At 41.4% G+C, this 13080-nt stretch carries 10 protein-coding genes; 3 read left to right on the top strand and 7 right to left on the bottom strand.

The genetic code is table 11. The features are described 5' to 3' along the window. Positions 1-85: 85 nt before the first annotated feature. Both RT138_RS05950 and RT138_RS05955 read right to left on the bottom strand, forming a co-directional pair. Positions 86-1960: a RagB/SusD family nutrient uptake outer membrane protein gene (locus RT138_RS05950; RefSeq protein ID WP_313189979.1), complete on the bottom strand. Its 1875-nt coding sequence runs from the start codon at positions 1958-1960 to the stop codon at positions 86-88. 12 nt (positions 1961-1972) lie between these two features. After that, positions 1973-5206, bottom strand: coding sequence for a TonB-dependent receptor (locus tag RT138_RS05955; RefSeq protein WP_313189980.1), 3234 nt, complete (start codon positions 5204-5206; stop codon positions 1973-1975). Positions 5207-6692: 1486 nt separating this feature from the next. On the opposite strand from RT138_RS05955, the gene RT138_RS05960 reads away from it, so the two are divergent. Continuing rightward, positions 6693-7142 (top strand): hypothetical protein, encoded by a 450-nt coding sequence (locus RT138_RS05960; protein WP_313189981.1) that lies wholly within the window; start codon positions 6693-6695, stop codon positions 7140-7142. Positions 7143-7237: 95 nt separating this feature from the next. On the opposite strand, the gene RT138_RS05965 is transcribed toward RT138_RS05960, so the two are convergent. The 5 genes from RT138_RS05965 to RT138_RS05985 all read right to left on the bottom strand — a co-directional run bounded on the left by RT138_RS05965 (position 7238) and on the right by RT138_RS05985 (position 11485). Then, positions 7238-7978, bottom strand: a complete 741-nt coding sequence (locus RT138_RS05965; protein ID WP_313189982.1) for a dienelactone hydrolase family protein — start codon at positions 7976-7978, stop codon at positions 7238-7240. A 16-nt stretch (positions 7979-7994) separates the two neighbouring features. Further along, positions 7995-8861: an NAD(P)-dependent oxidoreductase gene (locus RT138_RS05970; RefSeq protein ID WP_313189983.1), complete on the bottom strand. Its 867-nt coding sequence runs from the start codon at positions 8859-8861 to the stop codon at positions 7995-7997. 8 nt (positions 8862-8869) lie between these two features. After that, positions 8870-9985, bottom strand: a complete 1116-nt coding sequence (locus tag RT138_RS05975; RefSeq protein WP_313189984.1) for an aldo/keto reductase — start codon at positions 9983-9985, stop codon at positions 8870-8872. 100 nt (positions 9986-10085) lie between these two features. Then, on the bottom strand, positions 10086-11021 hold the full coding sequence (locus RT138_RS05980) for a DUF1801 domain-containing protein (protein ID WP_313189985.1): 936 nt from the start codon (positions 11019-11021) through the stop codon (positions 10086-10088). An 11-nt stretch (positions 11022-11032) separates the two neighbouring features. Further along, positions 11033-11485, bottom strand: coding sequence for an SRPBCC domain-containing protein (locus RT138_RS05985; protein ID WP_313189986.1), 453 nt, complete (start codon positions 11483-11485; stop codon positions 11033-11035). Between the two features lie 240 nt (positions 11486-11725). Between RT138_RS05985 and RT138_RS05990 the strand changes: the two genes are divergently transcribed. Both RT138_RS05990 and RT138_RS05995 read left to right on the top strand, forming a co-directional pair. Continuing rightward, positions 11726-12577: an alpha/beta hydrolase gene (locus RT138_RS05990; RefSeq protein ID WP_313189987.1), complete on the top strand. Its 852-nt coding sequence runs from the start codon at positions 11726-11728 to the stop codon at positions 12575-12577. A 74-nt stretch (positions 12578-12651) separates the two neighbouring features. Next, positions 12652-13068, top strand: a complete 417-nt coding sequence (locus tag RT138_RS05995) for an SRPBCC family protein (RefSeq protein ID WP_313189988.1) — start codon at positions 12652-12654, stop codon at positions 13066-13068. Positions 13069-13080 lie beyond the last annotated feature (12 nt).

The raw sequence follows: 13080 nt of genomic DNA on the forward strand, positions 1-13080 counted from the left end.
TTAACCAAAACTTATTATAACCTTAATATTATTACACAAAAAAGCCCAACCTCACGGTTGGGCCAATCTATAAACTTACCTAATCCTATTCGTAACCAGGATTCTGCAATAATTTAGTGTTCCTGTTGATCTCATCACGGTGGAATGAACTGAAGTACATCTTATCATTCCAGCTTCTGTTTTCAATACCAGGGTTCAATGTATTTACCGTATAGATATAGGTATAATTTGCTGGATCATGTTTGTACAGACTTACGGTCTTTCCAGGTTTCAATTGCCCGAAAACATCCATGATCGTAACTTTACGACCTAAGGTGGTCGGAGCGATCATCCAACGGCGTGCATCAAAGAAGCGGTGCTCTTCATAAGCTAGCTCAATACGTCTCTCGTTACGGTAGCGCTCTTTCAAGGCTGCCCCTGTTTCGGTAATAGCTGGCATCCCTGCACGGAAACGGATCTTGTTTAACCAAGTTTTCGCTTCTGCATCCTCGCCCAGTTCGATACATGCCTCCACATAGTTCAATACGGCCTCGGTGTAGCGCAATAAAGGCCAAGGAATCTGCTGACGCGTATTTTGATCAACGATTGCTGGGTTCGGATCTACAAATTTTCTGTAGTAATATCCGGTGTATGAACCATTCCAATCCTCAATCGGACTGTTTCTGGTATCCAATCCGAACACCACTGTTTTCGTTCCTGAACCGTTACCGATTTCATAACGCCCTGTCTGGATCTGATTGAATGGATCTCTATTCCGAACATCTTCCGTTCTTGGTTTCCAACCTGCACCATCAGCACTGATGGTCACATAGAACCTAGGATCGCGATCAGTATAAGGTGCTGCTTTATGGGCTGGATTGTTCCAGTCAAACTTCACGCCTGACCTAAATTCATAATCATCAACCAATAATTGAATCGGCGAGTTTCCAGACCAGTTATGGTATCCGTTAGGACCGTTGTCACGACCTACCCAGCCACCACGCTCATCCTTCAAGTCCACAAAGAAACGGCCTAAAATCAGGTCTTTCTTACCATCCGCATTCGCCACTTTACTACCGCCACCCATCGCTATATCGAGGTAATTTGCCTTACCTTCTTCTGCCGTTGCTGGAGCAGTCAAGCTCATTTGATAGCCGTACTCAGCACGGTCAACAACCTTCTTGGCAGCATCTTTTGCTTTTTGCCATCTCGCTTTACGGTCGCCTGACAAATAACCCAAGAATTCTGGCTTTCCATATCCACTGATAACGGCAGATTTGCCTTTTGCAGTTGGAATATCATGCAGGTCTGATGCTGCATAGGTCAATACCCGAGCTTTAAGTGCAAGCGCAGCAACCTCATTGGCACGTCCGTTAACTTTCGCTACGCCTGTCAATAATGTAGTCGCCGAATCGCAATCGCTCACGATCAAGTTCACACATTCCTCATAGGTATTTCTTTCTTTCATATAGTCTGCTTCTCCTAATTGATAAACTTTCGTTACCAATGGAACAGCACCATAAAAACGCAAGAGCTGCTGATAGAAATAGGCTCTTAAGAAATAAGCCTCCCCTAATAGTTGATCAGCTTTTGCTTTGTCGATTTCTGGGGCCCTTAATTTTTGGATGGCCACATTGGTCGCACGAATGCGGCTGTACATGTTCCCATAGCTGTAAGTACCCATGATATAACCTTGATCGGCAGCATTGGATCTGCTCTCGGTTACGGTATTGATTCCACGTCCTGGATGGGTAAACAAGGCCTCATCCGTCATCGAAGCCATCTGCTGCTCTTCGAATCCTCCAACCCCAAATCCATTGTAGATCTCATAGATAAAGGCTTGTGCTAATGCGGCATCCGTCCACACTAGTTCCTCAGGCGCTTCGTTTAATGGTCGTGTGCTGACGAAATCATCATTACAGGAAGCCATTAACCCCACAAAGGCCAAGGATATATATTGTAATTTGAATTTAAATTTCATGTCTGTCTATTTTTAAAAAGAAACCATTACGCCTGAATTGATCAATCTCGCCTGTGGGTAATAATGCCCAATAGCATTGGTCGATTCTGGATCATAAACTTTCATTCCACTCCAAGTCAACAAGTTCTGTCCACTTACAAATACCCTCAGGCTACTTACTCCGAATTTCTTCGTCCAGTCGGTTGGTGCATTATAGCCCAATTCAACGTTTTTCAAACGAAGGTAATCGGTGTTACGCATCCAATAGGTATTGTTGTAAGAGAAGTATTGATCACTACGGTCTGTAATACGCGGATGTTCACTGCTTGGGTTATCAATAGACCAGCGGTTTTCATAGAAATCAATCAGGTAGTTACCAATAGCTCCAGATTCATCCGTACCGATACGGGTCTCTGCTCCCATGGCTCCTTGGAACAAGACAGATAGATCAAAGTTCTTATAGGCAAATCCTAGGTTCAAACCTCCCTGGAATGTAGGCACATTGTTCTTGTTACGACGTACACGGTCATCCGGTGTGATCTTTCCATCTCCATCATAATCCTGATATTTCATATCCCCAGGACGTAGGTTCCCGGTAATATCGCTGTAATCGATTTTATTCGCATCGATCTCTGCTTGATCTTTGAAAACACCATCATAGATATAGTACATGCCAGCGTTGATCGCTCTTCCTGTACTCTTTTGCCATTCTGGCGCTCCCGGTGCTTCGTCCCAGAAGATGATCTTGTTCTTCGCATAACCTCCGTTTACAGATGCACTGAATGCTAGTTCACCGAAGGTCTCACGGTAGCCGATATTCAAGTCGAAACCGGAGTTATCTACCTTACCGATGTTCTCTACCGGTAATGACATCCCTGTACTTTGCGGAATAGATGCATTTCTTCTCCAAAGGATACTTTCACGACTGTTTTTGAAGAGATCAAATTCAGCATTGAATTTGCCGCCCAAGAATTGTAGGTCAAAACCTAGGTTGTAGTTGTTGGCAACCTCCCAGGTGATGAACATATTCGGAACGCGACTTTCTCGTAGCGATTTTACGATCTCATTATTGATAATGTAAGAGTTGAAACCATAGGTATTGAAGTATTGGTATTCTTGTAATGCTCCTTCAAAATAGATATTATCGTTACCCATCTGTCCATAGGATGCACGGATCTTGAAGTAGTTTACAAAAGGAACATTCTCTTTCCAGAAATTCTCTTCGGAAACCATCCATCCTAACATCGCTCCTGGGAAGAATCCATAACGCGTATCTGTAGGGAACATGTAAGAACCGTCCACACGCCACAATAGCTCAGCGATGTATTTGTTCTTATAGTTGTAGTTGAACCTACCGAAATAGTTCAAACGAGCTCTTTCCCATGCACTACCATTGTTATCCTTTTCCGTATCACCACCTGCAAATAGATAGTCGATATTATTGGAGATAAAGTATCTTCTGAAGGCCGAGAAATTGTCGTTACGGATCGTTTCGCGGTTTACCCCAGCCAAGATATTAAAGATATGGTCACCAATGGTTTTATCATAAGATGCCACAGCACCCAATAATACGTTCATCTGATCCTCATTGCTTTGATTTAATCTTGGCTCTGCAGGACCTCTTTTTCCAGCCACCAATTTTGGTGTTGTTCCATCGGCTTCGTAATCACCCTGCCAAGTATATAGGAACCATGGAATCTCCCATCTTTTGGTTCCTCTTACATATTTATCCACCGCTGCTGTACCGGTCACTTTCAATCCTTCCACACCAGGGATCTTGATCTCGATCTGTCCATTGGTTTGGAAATAATAGCGCTTGTCACGGTCGTAACCCGTTGCATCCGTCGAAATAACTACAGGGTTTTCTCCATATTCAATATCGGGTCCTGGCATTCCGTTTGGCCAATAAGCTGGCATGGTAGGGTTACCACGCATCAACATCCGGAAAATGGTACCTGCGCCCTTAGTAGGGAAATTCCTGTTTTCCTGTCTGCCCAATACACCAAACTGTGTTTTGATATATTTGTTGATATTGGCATCCAAGTTCACACGGATATCATATTGTTTATATCCTGTTGCTGAATTTTTGTAATATCCATCTTGGTTCAGGTATCCCAATGACATTAAATAACGAAGGTCTTCTGTTCCACCTTCCAATTGCACATTGTGCTTGGCTTGTGGAGACCAGTTCTTTAGGGCTTCTCCGTACCAATCGGTATTTGGGTGACCCCAAGGATCCGATCCATCAGCAAATAGTTTTTTGTCCTCTGGATCAAATGGAGCCGTTATCGTATTACCATTCGGTCGCTTATAGGATCCTGCTGAATTAAAGGCGTCCAATGCTGCGCCCCACTCGGCCACTGGAAGTTTGTAGATTTCCAGTTCATTTCTCATTTCAGCATATTCGCTGGCATCAGCCAATTTTGGAACCACGGTAGGTTGCGAAAAACCTTGATTGAAGGTATAGGAAAGCAATGGCTTGCCTGTCTTACCGCGTTTTGTCGTTACCAAGATTACCCCATTTGCGGCACGGGCACCATAAATGGCTGCCGATGCATCCTTCAGTACCGAGATGTTCTCGATATCTGCAGGGTTCAATCGATCGATACCTCCAGCACGTGCAGGGATACCATCGATTACGATCAGTGGACCTGAATCTCCCAAGGTATTCGTACCGCGGATACGGATGTTGGAACCATCATAACCCGGTTCACCACTTCCATTCGTTGCGACCACACCCGGAACACGTCCGGCCATCGCATTGGATAGGTTGATTGCAGGAGATTTTTTCAGCTCTTCCCCCTTAACAGCTGAAACCGCTCCTGTTACGGTTTCTTTCTTTTGTGTACCATAACCAACGACTACCACCTCATCGATATTATCGGATGTCGGGCTTAGATCTACGTTGATGCTGGATTGATTGGAGACCGAGACTTCTTTTTTCTCTAGTCCCACTGAAGTAAATACCAAGGTTGCTGAACCAGGCACACCTTCCAAAGAATAATTTCCATTTTCGTCGGTTGTTGTGGCTTGGTTAGTACCTTTAACACTTACAGTTACTCCGGCCAAGGGTTGGCCTGTCGAGATATCTTTCACTGTTCCTCTTACAGTTACTTGATTTTGCCAATGCGTTGCAAAATGAGTTGCATGCACTGCGGAATGGGAAAATGCGGACACAGAGGCAATACTGCAAAGCATTGTGATTCCTCCAACCCGAAGCATTTTTAACCCACCCTTTCCATTGAAAAGATGGCGGCGTTTAACCATAGAATTAAGGCGTTTAAGTTATTATAGATTTATGTTTAGTTATCCTAAGATAGACAAAAGCTTAAGATGTGCAAACCCTTTGCTAAATAAAACGCTAATAATATCATGTAAAAATTCTTTTTAAAGAAATTAAATGTTCAACAAACATTTATCAACCTGTTGCTTTTCAATAAATTAAAAAATACGAGAGCAATACTAATAATTTGACAACATATTGTAACAAAATATAGGGATCGCCCAATTAATACGCTAAATTTTCAAAAAACTAGCAACGCAGTTTAATTTATTTTTATACGAAATAATTATAAGGAAACAAAAAATTAATATAAAATTATAACTAAATACTTGACTTTCAATAATTTTAATATTATCTTGAAAGAAATAATTTAAATAATTAATTATTAAAATGAAAACCATCCTAACATTATTAATCTTTTTCAGTAGTTTTCTATGGACTGCCGTTTACTCCATAAAAACCCAAATTATGACCAGCGAATGGACCTTGTTTTTAGCTTTATTTGTCACATCACTTTTCCACCTATGGATCTATAAAGAGAGATATAAAAGAGTACCTCGATATTAAACAGACCCCTCCTATATTAACCTGTATTTCCTAAGTCAAAAATGCTCTTGCTTTTGAGGCGATAAACCCGTGCTTTATATAGGATTCATTCGGGTCTCATTCGAGACATATTCGAGGAACAGCCGAAATTCACATTGAAAAAATAAGGGGAATGATCAGGATTTCTTTGGCATTCTATCGGACTTGACTTTCCAACATGTTAAGAATGCTTCGGATGTAATTTAGATATAGATTGACGCATATTGCGAATTTTGAAAACAAGACCAAAACAAGGTCAATATTTGACTCCATACCCCACTCCCCAGACAATGCCATTAGATTAATTTTCTTTTAGTCATACTGAGGTTTATCCGAAGTATCTCGGAGCAATGCAAACCTACAATAATTTAGAATTAGGATTGACGTTCAGTGTGTCAAAATTAGATAGTTTGCATTGGCGAACAGTTCCTGCACCGTCGGTGCAGCATGACAGGACCTGTGGGAGGAGAACCGTACAGATTCTTCACTTCACTCAGAATCTATTTTTTTAGTCATACTGAGGTTCATCCGAAGTATCTCGGAGCAATGCTAACCTAATATAAAAGAATTTGGTTTGGCATACAGCTTGCCAATCTTAGATAGTTTGGGTTGGCGAACAGTTCCTGCACCTTTGCTACAGCATGACAGGATCTCAGGGAGGAGAACCGTACAGCTCCTTCACTAAGCGTTCAGAATCAAAATGCGCTAATGAGGGATTCAGAGTGAAACGAAGAATCTATTTTTTGATTTTTTTTGAATTTTGGGTCATTCCTAAATCATAAGATGAGGAAACCATTTCAGATGAAGTATGGATAGTTCCGAGACCCTTCGGGGCTGCCCTCAGGGTGACACAGAAAGGGTATAGAAAAATATTTCACCCACGCTGTGGGTTTGCCATTTAAAACATCCAAGTTCTACAAAGATTTCACCCACGCTGTGGGTTACCAAAACAAATCTCTATCCTTCCGAAGGAAGACCTTTAGCCCCCGGCTCATTTCCAATGGCGGAAAAATGGAAAGAATGCCGTTGCCCTGTGCGATGGGATTGGCCTTGGAATGCTTATTCAAGATCATCCATTTAGATGGGATGATCTTGAAGAAGATATTCCCGACAACAAGGCATTCTTTTCATGTGCGGATGACCGTGCGAAAAGCCATCTTAAATGAGCCGAAGCGTTTTGGTTACTTTTGCGCCTCAAAAGTAACGAAGATAATTTGTGTCCTTAAGCTCCTGCGTCGGTTTGGCTACTTTTGGGCTTCAAAAGCAATGAAGATAATTGGTGTCCCAGAGCTCCTACGTCGGTTTGGTTACTTTTGCGCCTCAAAAGTAACGTAGATAATTGGTATCCTTGAGTTCGATCCAAAATGGCAGAATAAAGCCCCAATTTCTTGGGGCATAAAACTATAAATGCTTTTAATGTATAGGCTCCCTTATTTCAAGGTCTCTTTCAAAAACATAAGCGTATGATTCCAGGCGCGTTTGGCCATCGTTGGATTATAGTCCGGAGATTCGGGATTGGTAAAAGTATGTTTGGAATTGGCGTAGGTAATGATCTGCCAATCTGCTTTCCCTTCATTTAATTCCTTGACCAAGCTTTCGTAATGCTCCGGTTTTACCCCAGCGTCGTCTGCAGGATGCTCAACCAATACCTTGGCTTTGATTTCTCCATTAGGTCGGTCGGCAGCTTTTGCTAGTCCACCATGGATGCAGACTACTGATTCTACGGGTAAACCTCCCCTAGCGGTCTCTAATGCTCCGGTACCACCAAAACAATAACCTATAACAGCGATTTTGGTTGCCCCAGCTTTCTTTAGTTCGTCTATGCCTGCCTGGATCCTTTTTTGATAAGCTTGATAGTCATTCTTATACTGGGAGGACAATTTTGAAGCGGCGGCATTATCTGTAGGAGTATTGTCGACTCCATAGATATCAGCAATAAAAGCAATATAACCCTCTTTTTCAAGTGCTATAGCGGCATCTTTTGCCTCTTGATCAATACCCTTCCATGCCGGGAGAATGAGCACTCCTGGAAGTTTCTGGCCGGCATTACTGCTGACCATCCCTTTTAAGGCCTGATTACCTTCTTTATAGTCCACTTCTTTGAGCTCTTGGCCAAATGCAGCGTTGCTCAACAGCAGACTTAATAAAATTATAAAAGATTGATTTTTCATAATTTATAGTTTTGATTTACGATTCTAAATTTCCATGCTCCTTGATGAAAGGGATAATGCTCATGACATCCATGGTAGCAAACCCAGCATCCTTGGCTCCCTGATAGGTCTTGAGGATATCTTGGGTCAATGGGTAATCAGCACCGGCATCTACCGCCAATTTTACATCTTTCAGCATAAGGTCTACCGAAAAGGCTGCGGGGAATTCATTCTTGATAATGGAAGCGGTCTTAACTTTGGATGCACCACTGCCACTGGCGCTTTCATTGATAATGCTCATCATATCTTCCCTGGATATTCCCAGTTTTTCTGCAAAAAGGACAGTTTCCGCCATTCCTTGATATAATATGGACAGGTAATAATTGATACAGAGTTTTGCTGAAACACCTTTTCCATTTTTACCCATATATTTCACTTCCTTACCCATCAATTTCAGATATGGCATAACGCGCTGTTTGTCATCTTCCTCGGCACCGACCATAAATATCAAGGTTCCCTCTTTGGCTGGCTGGGTACTGCCTGCTACCGGCGCATCGATAAAACTTGCACCTTTTGCCTTAGTAATTTCAGAGATGGTCTTGGAAGCATCTTGGGAGATGGTACTCATATCAACAAATAACTTCCCTTTAATATCCATGGTCAATATTGTCTCGTAGACGGCATGCACGGCATCATCATTGGTCAGCATGGTGAATATGATGTCGCAGTTCTTTACGAGGCTTCCGATATCATTGCAAGAGGTGCTTTTTTCAGCAAAATCTTGCATTTTCTCTGCTGTCCTGTTGTATACATAGAGGTCCAATCCAGCTTTTTCCAGATTCTTTGCCATTGGCTTCCCCATATTTCCCAAACCGATGAAGCCGATTTTATCTTTTTTATCCATGCTGCAATTTAAGCATTTGGTACTGGAGCTTGTTCAGAAATAATCTTTTCATGTTTTAGCTCTTCCCAGAATCCACTTGGTATCTTCACCTCAAAGGAAGCTGCATTTTGTTTGGCTTGTTCTGCTGAACTTGCTCCTGGAATAACAGAAGACACTACCTCTGGAGCTGCTGAAAATTGCAGAGCTGCTGTCCTCAGATCAACTTGATGGTTATCGGCCACCCGTTGAAGCTGTTTTAGTTTTTCTGCTGCAAATTCAGGAATCTTGGATCCATATAGGTACCGAGGTTTGCCTGCTAGGAATCCCGCGCAAAGTGGAGCGCCTACCACAATGGATAAACCTTTTTCGGCAATTTTAGGAAAGACCTGGTTCAGATCGTCCTCATAATGGATCAGGGAATATTGGCAAGCAGAGAGGAAAATATCCGGATCTGCAACCTCCATCGTCTTTAAGATAGGTTCAATCGTATTGACCCCTAATCCCCAAGCCTTGATGATTCCCTCCTCTCGCATTTTGGTCAATTCCTTAAATGCTCCATTCTTTGCCGTTTCAAAATAAGATACCCAATCTTTGCCCATATCGCCATTATCAGAAGATAGATCATGGACAAAAACAATGTCCATCGACCCAATACCTAATCGCTGTAAACTATCTTCAATCGACTTCCTAGCACCTTCCGCGGAATAATCGTATTTATAGGAGGCATTCATCTGCCCTTTCCACATCAAACCTTCTTGCTTATAATTATCGTGGGGCACCAATATCCTTCCTATCTTGCTGGATATGCTGTATTCTTCCTTGCTTTTTTCCTTCAGGTACAGACCCATCCTTCTTTCACTGATACCTAGGCCATACCATGGCGAAGTGTCAAAATACCTGACTCCAGCATTCCATGCCGCATCCATGGCTTCATGACAAGCCAGGTCTGTGTTATGATTAAATCCATTTCCTAACGCTACTCCTCCAAAACCACTAAGGGTCTTGGGACGAAACCTTCCTGATTGATTGTTGTTTTCCATTAAATTTTCTTTGTTTATTGGTCTATTTCCTGCATAAGACTTCCAGCCTAAGGATAGGCTGCCTCCTAACACTAAACCATGGTTGATAAAATCTCTTCTATTCATACATTGATTATTTAAAGATTTATGGTAACCTCTATTATCTGAACAGATAAAATTTGTATTTGTTGTATTAAAACAAAAAAAGCCTATCGTTAAGATAGACTTATTTCTTGTATTTATCGTGTAAACCTTTTCCTTCAAAGATCAAAGGTTTTATTTTTTCCACCCGACTGAGTTTGGTTTTCTCTTGTTTGGCTTCTTCAATGTACTCGATATATTCTTTTTTCTTTCCGGGAGTAAGCTTTTCAAAGGCTTCATTGAATTTCCCGTCCTTTGAGAGCTCTTCTTTCAACAGGCCATCCACTTGTTTTGGGGCGGAACGGTCTGGTTTGATTTCCTTTCCATCCTTGATGGTCTGTACGGACTCTTCGATATAAGCTAGGATTTTCTTTTCATTCATATCCTTGATATCGGTAAACCTCCATTGCCTTAAGGACTTGGTTTTCCCTTCCGATGCTGTAACCAAAACTTGGTCTTTATCTTCGAGGAAGACTCCATTGTAGAACCATAAGGAAAAGAAATCCTTGAATCCACCCCATCCAATGACGTTCTTACCTTCGTAAGTATAGACATCGGATCCCCATTTAATTTCTCGCTTGAGTGGCGTTTTATTCTTTAAGACGATTTGATTCATCAGTTCCTGACAATCGTTCCAGCGTTCATTTTTGGTCTCCCAACTAGGATATTCCTTTTCTTTCAATCGCTCGGTATTGAATTGGACGATATCTGAAATTAGTTTTTCAGGCAGCGCTTGGTCCAAAGGAATTTGAATGGCTCCTTTTGAGGTTTTGTATAGCTTAAGGGCATCTGCAAAGTGTTCGATGGCTTCCGTTCCGGGATACAGTCCAAGATGATTTTTGAACATGGCAAAATGAATCAGGTTCCCATTATACCTAAAAGTTGGCATCCTGTAATTGATAGTTTCCTTGGTTTCTTTTGGAGCTGCTTTTTTGATGATTGCGCGAACATCTTTCAATGTTTTTTGGGCTTTCCCATCAAAGCCTGCAATGTATTCATCGATATTGGTAAATGTTGACATAGATAATCAGCTTAGGGTTTCATAAAATCAAAAGCCCCTTTCCTCAGGTTAATCCCATATTCAAGGCTAGCTTTCAGGGATGCCAAAAAATTAGCCCAACCTTCAGTTTGGCCGATGGCTTGCTTTATTCCTTCTTCATTGGCCGGCATATAGCTTTCCTTGATTCGAACTACCGTAAAATTATCATGGAAAGGTTCCAAAAAGATCTCTACAACCATTCCTTCTTCACCCCCGCTCCAATCAAATGAAATATAGTCGTATGGTCGGATAAATTTTCCTGTTACCGGAAAGATATCTTCAAACTCAGGAAACTTCCATTCTACCGTCACTCCTTCCTCTAATCTTCCACTCGATCTTTCAATAAAATAATTGCTCATTTTTTCAGGATCTACAATAGCCTCAAAAACCTCTTCAATAGGTTTCAAGATCTGTATCGATGCTCTCGCGCTTAGATTTTCGTTCATGTTGTTTTTTTGATAGTGTATCTAATTGAGTGTTTTTGCTGGTACAGATCTGATTAATTAAAACAGATCTAGTTTTGTTAACGCCTTCAATTATGAATCTAATTTAGATGTTTAATTTATCTTGTAAAAGATATTATTTATAAATCCATCCTAATGGACAGAATAAAACAGAAAAGATGATTACATTGTTTTATCATTAACGACGGACTAATTAATACAAAAAACCAGTTTAACTAACATATGACGGAAAAGATTGTACAGCATCAAAACATCAGTTTATTTACTCAATCCTTTGGAAATAAAAGAAATCCTGCCGTGGTACTGATTGCAGGGGCTACGGTTTCCATGTTGTTCTGGGACAGCGAGTTTTGCCAAAAGCTGGCGGACAAGGGTTTGTTTGTGATTCGATATGATTTTAGGGATACCGGTCAGTCCACTTCGGTGGCAGAAGGTGAAGCAAGCTATGACATTGTCGATTTTGCGGAGGATTTGATAGCTATTATAGATACCTATGAAATTCCGGCTGCACATTTGGTCGGTATATCCTTGGGTGGGATGATTGCGCAGATTGTTGCGATTAAATTCCCCGATCGCGTAAAATCTTTATGCCTATTCAGTACGATGCCATGGGGAGATTCGGACATCCCTGTTCCGGAAATGGACCCTAGGATTTTAGATTTCCATGCAAAAGCAGCTGAAATTGACTGGGAAAATGAGGATAAGGTCATCCATTATTTGCTGGAGGGATCCCATTTGATGAGTGGCAAAAAACCTTTGAACGTTTTGCGAGCAGAGAATTATCTACGTGAATCCTATCGGAGGGCAAATAATTTCAGGAGCCAGTTCAATCATGCGAGTATAGCTGGTGGCATGGAATATTACAATCAGTTGGATAAAATCAATGTTCCGGTCTTAGTGATCCATGGCACAGAGGATATAATCTGTCATTTTCAAAACGCCATATCCCTGATGCAAAAAATAAAAGGACAAAACTTGGTTGTGCTTGAGGGTACTGGGCATGAATTGCATGAGGATGATTGGAACCTGATCATCAATTCGATCAATAATGTTGTGAAGATTGGGGAGCAATAATGTATTTCTTGCCATAGGGCAAGTTGATCTAAGATATTATCCTTTAAATTCGACTATCACAAGAAAAAACTATAATGGAAAAGAAAAGAATTCATATTGAGACCTTAATCAATGCTCCTATTCAAACAGTTTGGGATGCTTATAATAATCCAGAAGATATTAAACAATGGAACCATGCATCAGAGGATTGGCATTGCCCCTCTTCTGAAAATGACTTACGCGTTGGTGGTAAGTTCAAAAACAAAATGGCAGCGAAGGATGGCAGTTTTGAATTTGATTTTGAAGGCACCTATACGGAAGTTACCGCCATGAACAGCATATCTTATGTATTGGGGGACAATCGCGAAACGGACATCAAGTTTAAAGATGAAAACGGAAAGACCGCGGTCAGCATTGACTTTGATATGGAGGCTTCCAACCCTGAGGAAATGCAAAGGGACGGCTGGCAAGCGATCTTGGATAATTTTAAGAAACACGTGGAAAGCAAATAAAAAACGAAGAAC

Source organism: Sphingobacterium sp., assembly GCF_032065005.1.
In the GTDB taxonomy this organism is placed as follows: Bacteria; Bacteroidota; Bacteroidia; order Sphingobacteriales; family Sphingobacteriaceae; genus Sphingobacterium.